This is a genomic window from Lwoffella lincolnii (assembly GCF_037201985.1).
Taxonomy (GTDB): Bacteria; Pseudomonadota; Gammaproteobacteria; order Pseudomonadales; family Moraxellaceae; genus Psychrobacter; species Psychrobacter lincolnii.
Genome location: NZ_CP147511.1, coordinates 1224165 through 1243407, shown reverse-complemented (window position 1 = coordinate 1243407; position 19243 = coordinate 1224165). Strand labels below are relative to the sequence as shown.

At 40.2% G+C, this 19243-nt stretch carries 17 protein-coding genes and 1 pseudogene; 10 read left to right on the top strand and 8 right to left on the bottom strand.

Annotated features, from left to right (window positions below; translation table 11 throughout):
- The first annotated feature begins 75 nt into the window (after positions 1–75).
- From lptA to radA, 4 genes are all read left to right on the top strand, one after another.
- Positions 76–564, top strand: a complete 489-nt coding sequence (gene lptA / locus WDM69_RS05680) for a lipopolysaccharide transport periplasmic protein LptA (protein ID WP_240494868.1) — start codon at positions 76–78, stop codon at positions 562–564.
- A 17-nt stretch (positions 565–581) separates the two neighbouring features.
- Complete coding sequence (gene lptB / locus WDM69_RS05675; protein ID WP_078306763.1) at positions 582–1361, top strand: LPS export ABC transporter ATP-binding protein; 780 nt, start codon at positions 582–584, stop codon at positions 1359–1361.
- Positions 1362–1411: 50 nt separating this feature from the next.
- A complete protein-coding gene (locus tag WDM69_RS05670; RefSeq protein ID WP_078306762.1) occupies positions 1412–1861 on the top strand; it encodes a PACE efflux transporter in 450 nt (149 codons plus the stop codon).
- Between the two features lie 91 nt (positions 1862–1952).
- On the top strand, positions 1953–3389 hold the full coding sequence (gene radA, locus WDM69_RS05665) for a DNA repair protein RadA (RefSeq protein WP_078306761.1): 1437 nt from the start codon (positions 1953–1955) through the stop codon (positions 3387–3389).
- 32 nt (positions 3390–3421) lie between these two features.
- Here the strand turns inward: radA and WDM69_RS10035 are convergent, their stop codons facing one another.
- The 7 genes from WDM69_RS10035 to WDM69_RS05630 form a co-directional block, all read right to left on the bottom strand.
- The gene (locus WDM69_RS10035; RefSeq protein ID WP_411350384.1) at positions 3422–4027 is read right to left on the bottom strand and encodes a septal ring lytic transglycosylase RlpA family protein; all 606 of its coding nucleotides are present in this window, start codon (positions 4025–4027) and stop codon (positions 3422–3424) included.
- Between the two features lie 495 nt (positions 4028–4522).
- Complete coding sequence (gene rodA / locus WDM69_RS05655) at positions 4523–5665, bottom strand: rod shape-determining protein RodA (protein ID WP_078306759.1); 1143 nt, start codon at positions 5663–5665, stop codon at positions 4523–4525.
- Positions 5666–5928: 263 nt separating this feature from the next.
- Positions 5929–6846, bottom strand: coding sequence for a LysR family transcriptional regulator (locus tag WDM69_RS05650; RefSeq protein ID WP_078306757.1), 918 nt, complete (start codon positions 6844–6846; stop codon positions 5929–5931).
- A 485-nt stretch (positions 6847–7331) separates the two neighbouring features.
- Complete coding sequence (locus tag WDM69_RS05645) at positions 7332–7586, bottom strand: hypothetical protein (protein WP_078306756.1); 255 nt, start codon at positions 7584–7586, stop codon at positions 7332–7334.
- 166 nt (positions 7587–7752) lie between these two features.
- Positions 7753–8973, bottom strand: coding sequence for a GIY-YIG nuclease family protein (locus tag WDM69_RS05640; protein ID WP_078306755.1), 1221 nt, complete (start codon positions 8971–8973; stop codon positions 7753–7755).
- A 12-nt stretch (positions 8974–8985) separates the two neighbouring features.
- Positions 8986–10965: a DEAD/DEAH box helicase gene (locus WDM69_RS05635; RefSeq protein WP_338755090.1), complete on the bottom strand. Its 1980-nt coding sequence runs from the start codon at positions 10963–10965 to the stop codon at positions 8986–8988.
- 149 nt (positions 10966–11114) lie between these two features.
- Positions 11115–13817 carry a class I SAM-dependent DNA methyltransferase gene (locus WDM69_RS05630; RefSeq protein WP_338755089.1) on the bottom strand — a complete coding sequence of 901 codons (2703 nt, stop codon included), beginning with the start codon at positions 13815–13817 and terminating at the stop codon, positions 11115–11117.
- Positions 13818–14521: 704 nt separating this feature from the next.
- Here WDM69_RS05630 and WDM69_RS05625 point away from each other — a divergent pair.
- The 3 genes from WDM69_RS05625 (at position 14522) to WDM69_RS05615 (ending at position 17259) form a co-directional block, all read left to right on the top strand.
- The gene (locus WDM69_RS05625; RefSeq protein WP_338755088.1) at positions 14522–15583 is read left to right on the top strand and encodes an NADH:flavin oxidoreductase/NADH oxidase; all 1062 of its coding nucleotides are present in this window, start codon (positions 14522–14524) and stop codon (positions 15581–15583) included.
- A gap of 105 nt (positions 15584–15688) precedes the next feature.
- Complete coding sequence (locus WDM69_RS05620; protein WP_078306750.1) at positions 15689–16348, top strand: NAD(P)H-dependent oxidoreductase; 660 nt, start codon at positions 15689–15691, stop codon at positions 16346–16348.
- A gap of 233 nt (positions 16349–16581) precedes the next feature.
- On the top strand, positions 16582–17259 hold the full coding sequence (locus WDM69_RS05615) for a type 1 glutamine amidotransferase domain-containing protein (protein ID WP_078306749.1): 678 nt from the start codon (positions 16582–16584) through the stop codon (positions 17257–17259).
- On the opposite strand, the gene WDM69_RS05610 is transcribed toward WDM69_RS05615, so the two are convergent.
- Positions 17256–17402 carry a hypothetical protein gene (locus tag WDM69_RS05610; protein WP_158077858.1) on the bottom strand — a complete coding sequence of 49 codons (147 nt, stop codon included), beginning with the start codon at positions 17400–17402 and terminating at the stop codon, positions 17256–17258. The genes WDM69_RS05615 and WDM69_RS05610 overlap by 4 nt on opposite strands.
- Positions 17403–17473: 71 nt before the next feature.
- On the opposite strand from WDM69_RS05610, the gene WDM69_RS10030 reads away from it, so the two are divergent.
- From WDM69_RS10030 to WDM69_RS05600, 3 genes and pseudogenes are all read left to right on the top strand, one after another.
- The gene (locus WDM69_RS10030; RefSeq protein ID WP_078306748.1) at positions 17474–17848 is read left to right on the top strand and encodes an IS1 family transposase; all 375 of its coding nucleotides are present in this window, start codon (positions 17474–17476) and stop codon (positions 17846–17848) included.
- Between the two features lie 67 nt (positions 17849–17915).
- Positions 17916–18105, top strand: a pseudogene (locus WDM69_RS05605) (RNA-guided endonuclease TnpB family protein); the annotation flags it as partial.
- A gap of 142 nt (positions 18106–18247) precedes the next feature.
- On the top strand, positions 18248–19216 hold the full coding sequence (locus tag WDM69_RS05600; RefSeq protein ID WP_078306747.1) for a D-Ala-D-Ala carboxypeptidase family metallohydrolase: 969 nt from the start codon (positions 18248–18250) through the stop codon (positions 19214–19216).
- The last annotated feature ends 27 nt before the right edge of the window (positions 19217–19243 follow it).

Genomic DNA, 19243 nt, shown 5'->3' with positions numbered 1-19243 from the left:
AATGAATTTTTGCGAGCGTTTTTTTTACGATTGTTCTGTTTGTGTCGCCAGTTTTTATCGACTGGCTTATCAAGTATGGCCGTTTTATCAAGTATTTCCATCAGTGCGATGGCATTGCCCTCTGATGCCAACCAACCCATTCGTTTATTGGCAGATAAGGCAACTTACAAACAAAGCACAGGTGTTACCAGTTACAGTGGCAATGTCATCATTACTCAAGGCACATTTAAAATGACTGCCGATAACATCACCGTTCATCTGTCACAAAACCGCAGTATCGATTCTGCCGTTGCCACAGGTCGTCCTGCCACGATGGAACAAGTCGTTACTAAAGATAAGGGACTTGCTAAAGGACAAGCCCATAAGATTGACTACAACACCGTAACAGGCATCGTTACTTTAACAGGTGATGCCAAACTCAACCAAAATGGGGCAAGCTTTTCAGGCAACCAAATCCGCTACAGCCTAAAAGCAGGCGATGTTGAAGCAACCGCTGGTGGCGGTCATCGGGTTGAGTTGGTGTTTCCACCCAATGAAGCCACCAACCGCCAAAGTATTCGCTAACTAAGGCACTCATCAACATGACAAGCGATGCCAAATTCATCAGCAATCAGTCCATCAGCAAATTGAGCATTCGTCATCTTGCCAAGCAATATGGCAAACGCTGGGTGGTCAAAGATGTGTCCTTTGAGTTAAGTCAAGGTCAAGTGGTGGGGCTGTTAGGTCCTAATGGGGCAGGCAAAACCACCAGCTTTTATATGGTGGTTGGACTTGTGCCAATGGATAAGGGGCAAGTGCTGTTGATGGACTCTGAGCATGGTGCTGGCACGAGTTTATCACATTTATCCATGCACGAGCGGGCCCGTCATGGCATTGGTTATTTACCACAAGAAGCTTCTATTTTTCGCAAACTGAGCATTCAAGACAATATCCTGTCGATTTTACAGACTCGTAAAGATTTAAATAAAGCCGAACAAAAGCAAACGTTGGAAAAGTTGATGGCTGAGTTTCATCTTGAGCATGTGCGTCATTCCATGGGCATGAGCGTGTCAGGTGGTGAACGGCGACGTTGTGAGATTGCCCGTGCGTTGGCTGCCAATCCTAAATTTATCTTACTTGATGAGCCATTTGCTGGTGTTGACCCCATTTCTGTGGGTGATATTAAAGAAGTGGTTACCCAACTTAAACAGCGAGGTATTGGGGTGTTGATTACCGATCACAATGTGCGAGAAACGTTGGCAATTTGTGAAAAAGCCTATATTGTCAGTGAAGGGACAATCATTGCCGAAGGCTCAGCCGATGACATCTTGCAAAACGATTTGGTACGACAAGTTTATTTAGGTGAAGATTTTGTGGTTTGACGGTGTTGTTGATGACAAGCATTGATGACGATGATTGATAATGAACGTTTATGACGATAAAAGAACGCATTTTACAAGCGGTATTGTTTGAGACGCTTGCGATTTTGTTATCATTGGGCTGGGTAAAATTACTCAGCTTTTTTGCTTTACAAAAGACGCAATCAGCCCATGTGCAATCAACCCATGATGGCAAGGTGTTGTTGATGTTGATGGGTATTTCGCTCATGGCGATGATTTGGACATTTATTTATAATTTATTGTTTGATAAGTGCTTTGTTGGTGATAAATTGGCTCGCCCAGTGTGGTTGCGTGTGCTTCATATCGTGGGATTTGAAGCTGGCTTGTTGTGTTTTACCTTGCCGCTTGTGATGTGGGTGATGGGCATTGGGCTTTGGCAAGCTTTTGTGTTGGATATTTCCTTGACGTTATTGGTATTGGCATATGGCTTTGGGTTTTATTGGGTATATGATGTGCTTAGAGCAAAGTGCTGTCAACGCTAACCATTTAACGTTAACCATAAAGACAAGCGACTAAACTGGTCAGCAAATTAAAAAAATAAGTGAATTAAAGGCAATCTATCTTAGGAGTGTCATGTCCAAATCCAAATCTTCTTATGTCTGTCAACACTGTGGTGCTCACTTTGGTAAATGGTCAGGGCAATGCAGTGATTGTGGTGAATGGAACTCACTGGTTGAAGCCCCCAATGTCAGCCTGCCTCACCATAATAAAACCAACGCCCGTACCGCACACAGTAACCAGCAAAATAACAAACACAGCAACAAAGGCAATTATGCTGGGGTACAAAGTGGCATTATTGCGTTAAATGCCGTCAGTGTTACCATGGACACTCGCTTACCCACTGGTATCGGTGAGTTTGACCGAGTGCTTGGTGGTGGGTTGGTTGCAGGTTCTGTGGTGCTGATTGGTGGCGACCCCGGTATTGGTAAATCCACCATTTTGTTACAAATCGCCACCACCATGGCTAAAGTCGATTCACTGGCAGGCAGTGGCTTGTACGTTACTGGTGAAGAGTCTTTATCACAAGTTGCCATGCGTGCTCAGCGGTTAGGTTTGCCCACCGACCGCTTAATGGTGCTTGCTGAGACCAATGTTGAGACCATCTGTCATGCCTTGACTCAAGAACAGCCAGCCATTGCTGTGATTGATTCGATTCAAACACTGTACACCGATGCCATCAGCTCAGCCCCTGGCGGTGTCAGCCAAATTAAAGAATCAGCTGCCATACTCACTCGCTATGCCAAACAGACAGGCACCGCATTGTTTTTGGTGGGCCATGTTACCAAAGAAGGGGCATTGGCAGGACCTCGTGTACTTGAGCATATGGTAGATACGGTATTGTATTTTGAAGGGCAGTCTGACAGCCGTTTTCGCATGATACGAGCGGTAAAAAATCGCTTTGGGGCGGTTAATGAGCTGGGCATATTTGGCATGACTGACATGGGATTAAAAGAAATTGCGAACCCATCAGCCATTTTTTTACGCCGATATGATAAACCCATCGCAGGGTCGGTGGTGATGGTCAGCCGTGAAGGCACTCGCCCATTGTTGGTAGAAGTGCAGGCATTGGTGGACAATGCTCAAGGACAGCCCAGACGCATGGCATTGGGGCTTGACCATCAACGCCTTGCGATGCTATTGGCGGTGATGCACCGTCATGGTGGCGTGCATACTGGTGGTCAAGATGTTTATGTCAATGTGGTGGGTGGTGTGAAGGTGTTAGAAACAGGGTCAGACTTGGCGGTGTTACTGGCTTGTGCGTCTAGCATTAAAGAAAAGCCATTGCCCACATCGCTGGCGGTGTTTGGTGAAGTGGGATTGTCTGGTGAAATTCGCCCTGTGCCAAATGGCCAAGAACGTCTAAAAGAAGCAATGAAACATGGCTTTACCCATGCCATCATTCCTAAGGCAAATGCCCCAAAGGCACAATTTGACCAATTTAAAGGCATCAGCATCTATGCGGTTGATAGATTATATGAAGCGATGGAGCAAGCCTTTAATATTGACTAATTAACAACATTGACTGATTAACTCATTAACAATTAAGGCCCACTGACCTTTTCAATGGTAACATTGCCCACCCCACCACTGATGATGCCCAGTTTATTGGCAGCAGCTTTGGATAAATCCAACACTCGACTGCCATGGTAAGGACCACGGTCGTTGATTTTTACGACCACACTTTTGCCGTTGGTATTGTTGGTAACTTTGACATAGCTACCAAGCTTAAGTGAGCGGTGAGCAGCAGTCATGGCATTCATATCAAACAGCTCACCACTGGCGGTCTTACGTCCATGAAACTTACTGCCATACCAAGAAGCCAAACCTGATTGGCTAAACTTATTCACCGTATTGGAAGCGACTGCGGTTAATTTTTCTAACACATCTTGCTCTTGGCTAACCGTGGCAGAACTTTGGGCAGTTGCTAATAGTGGGCTTTCTAAAGACAGCTCTAAGGGCTGTCTGGCAGATTTTATCAGTGATGATGCTTGGTCGTGCTGGGTTTGTAAATTTTTTAAGACTTTTTCGATATTTGGCGAAGAGTCAATCACTGCTTGTGTATCCATGTTGTGATAAGTGGCGGCTTGAGCGGACATGCTGACAGCAACCAATCCTAAAGCAAGATAACCAGACGTGATAAATCTCATGGTCAATACCTCATGTTGTGAGTTGTGAGCATGACTTATTAAGAAAAATTTGTTAGGAAAATTTAATCAATATTGCGATTAAATCGATATTAAGTCATGCTAAAAAATGGCACAAATGGTTGTCAATAAACAAGATAACAGAAAAAAGCCAACAAAAAAGTGAGTAAAGGGTAGCGTATTTGCCATCAAAAAACAACAACAAAGGGTTAATAGGGCATTTGTGAGGGATAAAATGGGCAAAATGACCCATTTAATTAACAAATATTGACAAATTAAATGGCATTTGTCTTAATTTAATAATTTAACTTAATAATCAATGCCGTTTACTTTGTTAAATTTCTTTGTTTGATGTTTTTTGTTCTGTTTTTTGTTCGATGTGGTCGTCAGCAAATCACCATGAATGCTTTGCTGTTCTTAACCATCGCTGTTCTTAACCATCAGTCATTAGGCAAACATCATAAAAGATGGCTATTAAGCCATTATTTTTAATTGTGTTTATTTTGTATGATGGGTATGAATGGACATTAACAATCCAAACCCTGCCATGAGCGTGATAATCGCAGTACCGCCATAACTGATGAACGGCAACGGCACGCCCACCACAGGTAAAATGCCACCCACCATGCCAATGTTGACAAACACATAGACAAAAAATGACATGGCTATCGCCCCAGCCAACAGCCTGCCATAAGTATCAGGATTGACAAAAGAGATGTGTAACGCTCGCAACAACAAACAAGCGTACATAAATATCAACAGCATGACCCCAAATAATCCAAACTCTTCAGAGAAGGCGGCAATAATAAAGTCAGTATGCCCTTCAGGCAAAAAATGCAAATGCGATTGCGTGCCTTGCAAATATCCCTTACCTGTCAGACCGCCTGAGCCAATGGCGGTTTTTGATTGAATGATGTTCCAACCTGCCCCTAACGCATCAGTGTCAGGGTTTAATAACGTCATGACTCGCTGGCGTTGGTAATCATGTAATAAAAATTCCCAAGCCATTGCCACAAATGGCACAAATATTGCCACGGCAGTGCCAATCATCCACCAAGGCAAACCTGATAAAAACAACACAAATATGCCACTGGAAGCCACCAAAATGGACGTACCCAAATCTGGCTCTTTGGCAATCAATAGCACAGGTACGATGATGATGGTCAGGGTGGTGAACACACTCACCAAGTTAGGTGGTAAATCACGCCTTGATAAGTACCATGCACACATCATTGGCATGCCCAGTTTCATAAACTCAGATGGTTGTACGCTGCCAAAGCCAGGAATGCGTATCCACCGCTGAGCTCCCATACGGACTTCACCAATAATTTCAACCAACAACAACAAGATGATGCCCATGACATAAAAAATGGGGGTCAAGGCCTTATAAATGCTGGGTGGTACTTGTGCCATGGCAAACATGACCACAAAGGCAATTACATAACTGACCATTTGTCGAGTAACCATGTTCATGTCTTGGGTCGATGCACTGTATAAAATGCTCAAGCCAATAAAGCAGATGCTAAGCAACAGCAAAGTTAACCAAGGGTCAACATGAATTTTTTGCCAAATACTGGGTTCATCAGCACCACCAAAGTGGTGACTGCTGCGAGAAAAACGATATTGAGGTTGCATGGGCATGGGATAACATTGATAAATCAAAGCAAAAAAGACAGACGTAAAAGAAGCAAAAAAAAGACACCAGTGCCTGGGCAATCATACCGAGACCATGGTGGTTATTTTAACGATAAATGGGACATTAAGATAGGGGGAGATAAATTTACATTCATGTCTTCGCTTGTCATAAACAAACCCTGCCTTGAAAAGATGAATAGATTGACATTTAGAGCAATGGGTTATGACTTGGTTCATATGGCAAGTGCCAAAGGCAAAAGTATTCTATCTTATGATTGACTGACCACTTTATCCGATTTCATCACATCAAGCACAATGCTCCTAAGCCAGCGATGAGCCATGTCGTGTTCGGTGCGTTCGTGCCATGTCATCATGATGGTAAAACCATCAATGGCGATGGGTGGATTTTGTAGGCGTACATTTGGCAATCTTTGGGCAAGGTGCTTGGGCAATACTGCCACCAAATCTGAATCATTCAACAGCTGTGGCAGTAGCGAGATATGGTCTACCGACACCATCACTTTGCGTTTTCGCCCCAACTTTTGTAAGGCAATGTCAGTGGCTCCACGAAACTCGCCACCATTATAAGAGAGCATGGCAAAGGGCAATTTGCAAAACTCATCAAGCGTTAAAGCGGTGTTTGCCATGGGGTGCATTTTGCTCATCACACAAACATAATGCTCTTCATATAATAGCGTTTGAGGCATGTCATCACTGATATGATTCTGCCCAACCAGCGCCAAATCAATGGCGTTTTTATCAAACAAAGTCTTGATGTTTTGCCCTTGCACAGGCAATAAGGCAACTTTGACATTCGGAGCAAGCCGTCTTAGCCTTAAAATCAAGGGCAAAGCGATGATTTGCTGCACATAATCCATCGCCCCGATGCGTAAGGTCATGGACAAATTGGCAGGTTCTAGTTTGGGCGGGGCAAGCATGCCGCTTATCTCTTCTAAGACACGCCGAGCGACATGCCCAAGCTCAATGGCCCTATCTGTGGGCTGCATGCCGTGCTGAACCCGCACAAATAACGGGTCATTAAAACTCTCTCGCAGGCGGTTCAAAATCCCACTCATCGCAGGTTGGGTAATAGAAAGCCGTTGTGCTGAACGACTGACATTGCACTCATCTAAGAGCACAACAAAGGCTTTTAATAGGTTTAGGTCTAGGGTTCTAATATCGGTCATATCACACGCTCAGTGCTTTTTAAAAATATCAATGCTGTTTATCAATGTTGTCTGTCAGTGTTATGTTAATCAGTGTTATGTTAATGTTATCTGGTCGGAAAATGTGAGTGGTGATATCAGCCATATTGATAAGCACATATTAGACATCCCACAAAACCACCCAATCTACCTAAACACAAGCTTCACCTTAAGTTCAAATCTTGCCAATGATTTACGATAGGTGGTTCTTAACATTTTAAAGGCTTTAAACTTAGCAAAGATGTGTTCTACTTTAACCCATGGTTTAGACAGCAATGTATTATAGCCTTTGGCTTCTTATACCAATGGATATTTCTTGGTTGCTTTTAATGAGGTAAAGGCATTGGTATGTGTGTGTTTTATGCTTTGATAGCCACTGTCTGCTAGGATAAACTTGGCTTTTTTAAATCTGGGTGTGTTAATTTAAACAACCTAAAGTCATGTATTTGAATGATGCTTGTGTCTACTTATAAGATTGCCTTGTGATGATTGATGATACACTGTACTTTGGCTGTATGACACTTTTGCTTGCCAGAATACAACTGTAAAGTTGCCATTAACAGATTTAGTATGCCAATTTTAAGTTTTCTGCTGCCCCTTTGATGTATGGTCGCTTGTGCTTGTTCTAAACAAGCAAGCTTGTTATTAAAGACTTCTTGTTTAACGCCAATTAGGCGTTTGAACTTTTCATCAGATAAGCATGTGGATACTTTATGGTTCATTAGGGTATTGTAACATGAAAGGGGTTTTGCAGGAAATTTATCTAAATAAGCCAATATCATTATTAAATTCAGTATAAAAAATTAGATAGGCCATTTATTCAAAAGCCCATTCTTCTTTATTTTGATATTTAACCACAAATGATACCCAGTCCATTAATCAATACTCTTAGTCTACTGTTCTTTGAACTAATAGTTGAAGTTCATTATTAAATTTATAATTCATAATCTCTCCACTGACAATTAACTGGATAGCTTCTTCAATCACATTTTTGGGTACAACAAACCATTCCCGAGGATTTACTCGTAGATTATCCTTGGTATCAAATTCAATATCTAAACAAGCAGAAGCAAATACCCTATGAGTTAACTGCTCAAATTTTTTAGCATTCAAATTATAAATTTGATAAGTTTCTACAATTGCTACATCATCATAAAGATATGTCGCTTCATTTTTAGCGTTCTTAATACGCTCTTTAACTGGCGTGCTAGAAAAGCCTATTTTATAAAGATTTTTAATATCTTTAATTTCTGGTCGTTGAGACTTTGATTTTAAAATGTATATCCAACCTGAGCATTCATCTTCATCATCTACATTTTCGAGGTTATCGAAAACGTCTAGTTGCTCGGCCTCATCTAAGTCTGAAACCATCTTTGCTCCACCTGCATAAATTGATTTACCAACAGAACGATAATACATATTACTGACTGTGCCATTTTCAAAGATTGTCATTGTTCTGCCATCTTTACGTTTAGCAGTATTAACGCTCAGATTTTCATCATCTCGCTTTTCTGTATCTAGTTTAGCGAGGTAAATCATAACACCATCAATAAAATAAAATTTTCCTACTTTTAATTGTCTATCTACGTCTTTAAACTCAACAATCCTTCTCCTACCATCTTTAATTTCTTGATGCACTTTATGAAACATTTTTTCGTAAGGAGCAAATTCTCTGTCACCCAGTGATTTGCGTTTAGCCACGAAATCGGTTTTGGCTCTATTCTCTTCTTTGGGGATATGACGGTATTTAAAAATAGATAAATCATCTGAGGTATCTAAAATTCCTGAATCATCGTTAAGCACATCCTCTAGCGTGGGCGAATCCATTTCCACATGTCCTAAAAGATTATGCCTATCATAAGGCTTAAGCACTTTCTTAAAATCTTCGTCATTACGAACTTTTTTAAGTCTAGCCATTAATGCGTATTCGGACATACTACCTTGACCAGGTTCACGATGATTGCTATCAAGGAAGACATTAATCTCTTCGAACTCATCAATTAGGCGGGCTTCATCAGTTTTGACTTGTGTGGTTTTAGCTTTGGTATCCAAGATACCAAACGTATCATTATTAAAAATATCATCTATCGTTAATTTTTTATCTGACATAATAAATTATCCTTAATTTTCATCCATTTGACGTTTACGTTTTAGCTCTCTCAAAAATACGATAGCTTCTGCCATTCGCTTTTCTTTTGGGTCAAATGACTGTAAATTAGGTAACTCACCTGTTCGTTCACGATATTCAACTATTTTAGACCAAAGTAACAGTGCTTCTTCTTCGGTCATTTCTACTTTGATAGATTGAATGTGGTCATCAATTAATTTTAATGTTTTGGTTGTAATCGCCTTGGATAGTATCTCGAAAGCTTTTTGGAAAGGGTTGATTTGGTCAATCAAATCGATATGAATATCATCAATATTGACAAAGCTGTTTGCCATTCTGATAAACTTTTTATCAGCTTGTTCAACAATTTCACCATTTTTAACGACAGAATCAAGTACAACGTGTTGTCTTACAGTCTCAACCTCTTCATCATTCAAGTCAGGATAGATTTCTTTAATAATTTTGGGAATTAGGACTTTATTAATAACTTCAGGCTCAACATTCCCAGGCATCGCCTTGAGCATGGTATTGTCTTGCAATATTTTGGCTTTTAAATCATTCAAATCCTGCTCAATAATATCTTTGGCACGTTGAGAGGTTGGTGTTTTAAATCCTCGGACACGAATAGTGTTCTCGTCATCATTTTTCTTATCGTTCTCAGCCTCATTCTCGTCTTCAGATTTGAGTTTGAAGTTAAAGTTAGGGGCAAGCACTTGTTCCATTAGTAAAGATGCTGTAATCGCTTTTAGCATGTTATTTACAGCTATTTTGACCTCTGTTCCCTCTGCATCAGGTTCTGCTATCAAGTTGGTAAATTGAGCATGGGTTTTATTTGAGCTATCTCGAGTTGCTCGACCGATAATTTGGATAATTTCAGTCAATGAGCCACGGTAACCAATTGTAAGTGCATGTTCACAAAATGGCCAGTCAAAACCCTCTTTTGCCATACCTAAAGCGATGATGATATCAATCGCATCCATATCATCCATCGCATGGGTACGCAAATAAGTTGATATTTTTTCTCGCTCTTTTAGCTCGTCATTGACCAAATCTGCAATCTTCAATGTTTTGCCAGTTTGGGCGTTTTTGACATAAATAACGCCTGTATCAGGGTCTTGGTAATCCACATCCCCTAGAACATCAATGATATGACCAACTTCTGCCATTTTATCTTTGGATGATTCATTGGCATTAACGTTGGGAATATGAATGATAGTCTTTTTAGTGACATCAAGAATTTCTGCCAATGCTGATATGTCTTTATCAAATGGTTTTTTGAAATAGCGGCCAGTATAAAAGTGATAGCCAATGCCTAATGATTTTAGATATTCATAGCCATTTAATTGTTGATAATAGTTATAAGTGACTTTGGTAAATTTAATTTCATCTTCAGGCAATAATACTGGTACGTTATCACCTCTAAAGTATGAACCTGTCATAGCGACAATATGAGCATTTGATTTTGCCATGATATTTTTCATGACTTCGCCAAGTCGGTTATCGCCGTCAGCTGAGACATGATGAAATTCATCAATTGCAATCAGACAGTCATTAAATTGTTTTGCATCTAGTTCATCACAGGCGAATCGAAATGTGGCATGGGTGCAAATCAAGATTTTTTCATCAGAATCCAAGAATTCAAGGAATGCTGATACCTTACTTTTTTCTGAGCCTGATGTACAAAGGTTATAATGAGGATTTGGTGTCCAATCAGCAAAAAAGCCATCTTTGGATAAAGCTGTCGCCTTGAAAGAAGCACCAATATTGCGTTCAGGCACTGCAACAATGACTTTTTTTATGCCTTGGTTTTGTAGTTTTTCAAGTGCAATAAACATCAAAGCTCGTGACTTACCTGATGCAGGTGGGGCTTTGATAAGTAGGTATTGGGCTGAGTTTGCTGTGAATGCAATTTGTTGCATTTCACGCATGCCTTGGTCATCAGTTTTTTTGCTTAAACCTGTTTGTTGATATTCGGCTTTAAAAAAGTCTGGCATTTTTTATCCTTTGAAAAGGTGAATTTTTGTATATCTAACAGATATATAATTTTCGAAATTTAATACAATAGAGATTATCAAAGACTCGTCATAGGATGGCGTGTCTTTGATACCTTTGTGGAATTTGGCAATATTGCTTTAAAAAAATTTTATTTTTTGCTTTTTGTTTCTTCTTCGCTAATCATTTTTTCATGGAGTTTAAAAAGATACTCTAGTCGCTCACTATCACTGTTAAATGGTTGTAAGCGGTAACATTTTTCGATGGCTTCATCGAGTGCTTGGTGAGCTTTTCTTAGGTCAGAGGGCATAGTTTGAGAGTTATACATCCACGCCAATGTTTTACCAGTATGATTAGCTCTAGCATCAAGAATATCAAATACATATTGAGCTAATAATTCTTCTTGTTTCTTGTCAATTTTTGGAAATGGGAACGTGTTGTAGCATAGTTTTGCTGAATATCTATAGCGAGTTTCTAGCTTTCCACCAACTGCTCTAACCCAAACCATGTGCATACGACTGGTAACCACTGCAAAATGCCAAGGTTGGGCATAATACATAGCAAAATTAGGGGCGACAATAATATTATCCATTCCCAAAAATCCCATTGGTATATATTCTCTCTGTTCAGAGGAAACGCTTGGAATAAAGATAGAGTCTGTTGGAAAATATCTAATTTCCGCAAATTTATGTGGTATTTCGCTCAATACCTGAGTTGAAGATCTTTTACTTGCCAATCTTACTTCTTGGGTTTTCTTAACTCTTTCTGCAATCGGTGGAATGGTTAACGCATTTTGCAACTCATTATCTTCAATCCATATACAGAATTTATTTACACCTCTAATAAATTCCAATGCACCAACAAGTTTTTTGATATATGGTGCAGCCTCTGGATTTGATGATAATAAATCATCTTTTTCTTCTTCTGACAGTAATAAGTTACCTCCATCATTTGCCATGCTACCGAAATTAATTTCAGGCAAATTAGAAATGGCATTAACCCTAGGTTTTATAAATATATCCTTGCCATCAATTAAATATGCATTGATATTTTTAGCAACTATTTTATGTATGATATTTGATGCATTTTGTTTGAAAATATACTTTTCTGAATTTGAGTTATTTCGCAAGGATACAATTGAAACGGTAACGCCTGCATTTCCTTTGGCATTATTTGTCCACTTAAAGGAAGGATATGCAAAATTAATTTCAATATCATTTTTTAGCAAATGAGGCCATAAGATAGAAACTTGCTCACCTTGATTGATTGAGTTTGTCGTAACAAAAGCAAATTTTGCATTCTGATTAAGAATATATTTTGTGGCGAGATAAAACCAGCAGGCTATATAATCAAGGTTATTAAAAGCAATTGATGTGGAATCAAAAATGCGTTTCATATCATTTTTTTGAGATTTATTTTGAAGTCTAGCACCAAGATACGGCGGGTTACCAATAATATACACTTCATCAGAATTACTGATTGGACATACTTTTCCCCAACTAATTTTAGTAGCATTCCCTTGTTGAATATTACCAACAGATTTTAACGGTAATATCGAAGCCACTTCTGCATACTCAAACAACCGTTCTTCAAAGATAATATTCATTTGATGTTCAGCAAGCCATAGTGATAAAATCGCCACTTCATGAGCAAAATCATCAATCTCAATACCATAAAATTGAGAAATATTAATCTGTGAGGCAAAAGCATTGGGCATAGCATCATTTGAAAGCTCAATAATTTTCTTGATAATTTCAATCTCAAGCACTCGAAGCTCTTTGTAAGTAATAATCAAAAAATTTCCGCTACCACATGCTGGGTCAAAGAACTTGGTATTTGCAATACGATTTTGTAGCTTAAAAAGCTGATTAATCGTATTTGCTTTCTCAAGCTCTTCATAAAACTCATCAAGAAACAAAGGCTTGATAAGCTTTAATATGTTTGGTACAGACGTATAGTGTTGCCCAAGCTTACTTCTATCCACGCCAGTCGTTACAGCTTGAATCATTGAGCCGAAAATATCAGGATTGATATTTTTCCATTGCAATTCGCCAAGCTCCACCAAGATTTTGCGTGCTTTTGCAGAAAATTTTGGTGATGAAATCTTATCTTGAAACAAGCCTCCATTGACATAAGGGAATTTAGCCAAAAACTCAGGTAAGCCTGTTGTATCTTGGGAATCCAATCTGGCAAATAGCTTATCCAAAAATACATGGGTATCCTTACCGCTGTCATCAGTATGTTGAACTAATGTATTGGTAAAAATACTATCATCAGGGAAAATGCCTGTATCTTCAGCAAAAAAACAAAATAGCAACCGTGATAAAAATACATTCAAATGATGAATTTGTTCTTTTGACTGATAGATATCAGGATTTTCTTCAATCAAATGGTCATATAGTGTTGCCATTTTATAAGCAGCATTTCTATCTGCCTCATTATCATTGGCTGAATGATAAACCTCACTTCCTGCAAGCGGTAGAAAAAAGTCATAGTGCTTCGGCAATTCCTTCAACTCAATATCTAATGTCTTGCCAAGCTTAAGATCTTTAGCAACTAAACGCTTAAAATCAGTCATAATAGCAAAGCGTGGGCTATGCTTTAGTACGCCTGCATCTTGTGCAATGTCATCAATGGCGTTTAAAAGATTATTTTCATCTTCAATACGAAATATGATTTTTTTGGCATATAGCACTTCATCTTCTCGTTTGGAGCGATTTTGGTCACCTTTTTTTAGACGAGTGACTACGGATTTACTGATGTCATAGGCAATCAAAAATTCATAGATAAATTCATCTTTGTTTAAATTGGCTATGATTTTCTCAAGGTTATTTTCAATTTTGTGGCTACTCATGGGATTACCTTGTAATAAAATGTGTTATTTGTTATCTATAAGCTTATTTGGGGCTAATTTCGATATGTTGAGACCAGTTATCGATCATTAGAATCAGACATTCCAGTAAACTTTCTGAAAAACCACCCAATCCACCCAAAACAAGCTTCACCTTAAGTTAAAATCTTACCAATGATTTACGATAGTGGTTCTTAATATTTTAAAAGCTGTAAACTTGGCAAAGATATGTTCTACTTTAACCCATGGTTTAGACAGCAGTGTATTATAGTCTTTGGCTTCTTGTAGTAATGGCTTTTATGGATAAGGGTGCCTTCGTGTATACCAAAGTCAACGGCTATCTGCTCATAGATGTGATATTCCTTAAGATACTGTAAGGTTGCCATTAATAGATTTAGCATGCCAATTTTAAGTTTTCTGCTGCCCCTTTGATGTATGGTCGCTTGTGTTTGTTTTAAACAAGCAAGCTTATTATTAAAGACTTCTCGTTTAAAGCCAATTAGGGTATTGTAACATGAAGGTTTTGCAGGAGGTCTAATGTTGTTTGGTCGGCAAATGTGAATGGTGATATCAGCCATATTGATAAGCACATATTAAAATAATCAATTTGAAATGATAACACAATTTTTTTAAAATATCAGCATCTAAAATTTAGTATCAAAATAACTTAGTATAAGTAACTTAGCATCTAAAACAATAGGACAATCATGGCAACATTTCGCAAAATCCTAACCCCCATCAGCCTAAAAAACCTTGAACTAAAAAACCGCATTGTCATGCCCCCAATGTGCCAATATTCCGCCACGGACGGTGTGCCAAATGACTGGCATTTGCTCCATTACACCAGCCGAGCGGTGGGCGGTGTGGGTCTCATTATCGTTGAGATGACCAATGTCGCCCCCAATGGTCGCATTACGGCAAACTGTTTGGGGCTTTGGAATGATGAGCAAGAACAAGCGTTTAAAAAATTGGTGGACAGCGTGCATGCACAAGGGGCGAAAATTGGCATTCAAATCGCCCATGCAGGCCGTAAAGCCCAAGATGAGCCAAATGCCGTTGCCCCGTCTGCCATTCACTACGGTGAGCTTGACTATGCTGGGCAAAATCTCATCACCCCAAGGCAGCTGAGCATTGACGAGATAAAAGCATTGGTACAAGCATTTGCCGACTCTGTCAAAAGAGCGGTGAATGCAGGCTTTGATACAATTGAGCTTCACGCCGCCCACGGCTATTTGATTCACCAGTTTTGTGCACCCAAATCCAACCAACGAAGCGATGAATACGGACAAGACCGCCTATTGTTTGGCGAGCAAGTCATTAAAGCTGTTCGTGCCGTTATGCCTGATGAGATGCCCTTAATCGTGCGTATCTCTGCCCAAGAGTATGGCGAAAACGGCTTTGACAGCGATTATGGTGTGGAGATTGCCAAACGCTTCTCAACAGCTGGGGCAGATGTGTTTCATGTCAGCGGCGGCGGCGATGGCGTATTGTGTGAGGGCAAGCACCCTGAGTTTTATGCAGGCTATCAGGTGGCACTGGCTCGCAAAGTCAAACACGCCACAGGCAAACCTGTGATTGCTGTGGGCATGCTAGATGACCCTGCCGTGGCTGACCATGTGCTTGGCATGGGCGATGCCGACCTTGTGGCGATAGGTCGTGGGCTGCTTCGAGACCCATATTGGGTGCTAAACGTCCAGTATCAGCAAAACCGCTCAGATGGCAAAGAGGTGCAGTTTGTGCCCAGACAGTATGAGCGTGGGTTTATGTAAATTTTTAGCAATGAACAGTATTTTTGGGCGGTTTGGGTTGTTTAATCATGCTTAAATCGTGTTTAGATACATTGTCATAATCATTCATTATTTTGGAGTTCAACCATGCAATTTTTTAACAAAGATGACGTTTTAAACGCCTTTCATTATCGTGTGTCTACTCGCTCATATGATGGCGATAAAAAAATCCCTGCCGAGGATTTTAACTATATTTTGGAGTTGGGTCGTCTAAGCCCAAGTTCGGTAGGTTCTGAGCCTTGGCAATTTTTGGTGTTACAAAATGCCGATTTACGCCAAAAGTTAAAGCCTTACTGCTGGGGCATTCCGACCATGGAAACATCCAGCCACATTGTTGCCATACTTGCCAAGAAAAATGCCCGTTATGACACGCCTTATTTTGGTGAAATCATGGACAGACGAGGGTTGATGGGTGATGACCGTGCCAAAGCATTGGAGGTGTACCAAAAATTCCAAGAACAAGACATCGCCATCTTAGACAGCGAACGCAGTTTGTATGACTGGGCAAGCAAACAAACCTACATCGCACTTGCCAATATGATGACAGGGGCGGCGATGATTGGTGTGGACTCTTGCCCGATTGAGGGTTTTGCTTACAAGCAAGTGAACCAAATTTTGGCAGATGAGGGTTTGTTTGACCCAAATGAGTGGGCGGTGTCGGTCATGGTAACATTTGGCTATCGTGATAAAGAGATTAAGCCCAAAGCACGCAAGACCTTTGATGAGGTTGTTACATTTGTGGCGTAGTGTTAATTTTTTATCACAACCACCGAGTTATTACAGCCGAGTTTTCATTCATCTTGATATTTGTTGGAATATTTAAGCCATGCCCTAATAAAATATTAAGGAATTTTTATGAAAACTGTCAATGTTAAATAGGTAAAAAGGAGGTTTACTGTCATAAAAATTAACAACCTAAAACAACACAAATCATCACACAATTTGCAATAAATCATATAGATAGATAATAAGGATAAATGATGAAAGTTTTAATGGTATTAACCTCACACGAAAATCTTGGAGACACTGGTAAAAAAACGGGTTTTTGGTTAGAGGAATTTGCTTCGCCATATTATGCGTTTAAAGATGCTGGTGCTGACATTACCTTAGCGTCCCCTGCTGGCGGTCAACCACCGCTTGACCCAAAAAGTGATGAGCTAGACGCTCAGACCGAATTTACTGAACGATTTAAGCAAGATGCTGCCGCCAAAGAACAGTTGGCAACCACTCATAAACTGGCTGATATTAAGGCTGCCGATTATGACGCAGTATTCTATCCAGGTGGTCATGGCCCAATGTGGGATTTGGCAGTTGATGAGCAATCCATCTCATTGATTCAAGATTTTGTGAATGCCGATAAGCCAGTGGCTTTTGTTTGTCATGCACCCGCTGCACTCAAAAATGTGAAAATTAATGGCGAATATTTTGTTAAAGATAAAAAAATGACTGGCTTTAGCAATTCCGAAGAACAAGCCGTCGGTCTGTTGGATGTCGTTCCGTTCTTGTTAGAAGATGTGCTAAAAGAAAATGGGGGCAAATATGAAAAAGTCGCTGATTGGCAATCGTATGTGGCAGAAGATGGCCTGTTAATCACTGGTCAAAACCCTGCTTCATCTGAAGATACTGCCAAGCGGTTAATCCAAAAACTACACGCTTAATCAACCACCGCTGACCATGTCCATGATGATTGCTTGAGCATGATGGTTGCTTGAGAATCAATCAACCTGATGAGATGGTCAGCCCAGTTAGTTGAGTGCCTAAGAATGATTTCATCAATAAAAACTGATATCCATTTTTTCATGGGTGGCATCAAACATGGAAGATTGACAACCTGTTAAATAACTTAGCATTGTATTGTTAAATTGAAATACAATACATAGTTATCGTATAGAATGCTCAAATCACCCACCACAAGCCAATAGAACAACAAAACAAGTCTTAGGATTTGTATGCGGTAAACGAGAGACCAAAACCTTTAAAAACTTATACAACAACCTAAATCCAAACAGTATCAAGCTATTTTGTAGTGATTATTGGAAATCTTATGCTGAATTGATGCCAAAACACAAACACCTAGCTAGCAAAGCTCAAACTTTTACCATTGAAGGTTATAACGGTTTAATTAGACACTTCTTAGCAAGATTTAGAAGAAGGTCAAAGTGCCATTCTAAATCTGAGAAGATGATAGAAAACAGTTTGAATTTACTGTCTGCTAAGTGGAATGGGAGTTTGAGTTGTGTATTTTGATTTAACAGTACCAAAAAGCCAAAACAACCCCAAGGCTAACCACAAATCACTCGGTTGCATTCCATATAAACACAGTGCCACCGTCTCAAATGGCGATAAATGACAAATCAAGCAAACGCAAAAACGGGCAAAAAAACCAGCAGTTGCTCAAAAAGCCAAAAAACAAACAGTGTATTAAGGAAATTCATGCTAAGATTAAAAACACAAGGCAAGACTTAATCTATAAATTCACCACCCAACCAGTCAAAGACAATGCCCCAGTCCGAAAGGCAAAGCAGGTTTGCCAGTAAAAACATTCTTGTGGTCTGGCTTGACCGTTAGGGAGGAGAGAAAGTCAAAAAAAGACTGGGCATGTCCCAAACGATACAAAACAAACGATAAATGGGCAAATAGGACAGTATGACAAATAGCCAATCTTCTACCAAACAGTTATTAATTAGGCAGTCATGTCAGCGTTCATCATGTGTTAAAATGGCTGTTGGCATGGTGGGTTTGGGCGTGTTCGTTGGTTTGATGGGCTGTGCTGGCACGCACACACCCCATTCATCACCCAACCATTACCCCCAACCCCAATATCACCCCAAACATGACCCAAATTCTCACCAACAGCACGACAACGCCTATCGACATCATGCCAAAAGTGATGCCAGACATGATGTGGCAAATGAGATGAATGGTGATATGACCAGCCGTGTGGGTCATGTCCATTCACACCATGTCCATTCACACAGTTCACACAGTCATTCACATAGCCATTCACACCAGCATGACGGCATGGCAAATGACATGGGTGGTATGGCAAATCAGCACGCCTTTGCCCAATGGCTAAACGCCCATGGCAAGCACAGTCAGCGTGTCCATGATGTGGCAACTTATCACAATTATCTAAAACAGCATCTGGGTGGGTATGATGTGCCACCGATGTGGCAGTTATTGACCACTGCTCGTGATTGGCAAGGGTGCCATCAAGAACAGTTTGAAGTACCACCACCAGAGCTGTGGGCAAACATCTTACCGACATTAAGACTATACGCCAAATTAAAACATCAAGGCATTTTGCCCAACAGCAGTGAAATCCGCTCAACCTATCGCAATCCAACACTCAATGCCTGTGCTGGTGGGGCATTAAACAGCAGCCATAAACACCATCAAGCCATTGATATTTGGATACCTGAGTATGAATATGATGCCGAACGGTTACAGGCGATAAAAACGGCACTGTGCCAATACTGGCGTTATCAAGGACAAGCGGATAACTTTGGCTTGGGGTTGTATCAAACTGGGGCGATTCACATTGACACCGCTAAGTATCGTACTTGGGGCGGTCATCATACGGCAGGCTTGGCATTTTGTTTGGCGAATCACTAAGCGTTGCATGACCAAGCATTTCATAGC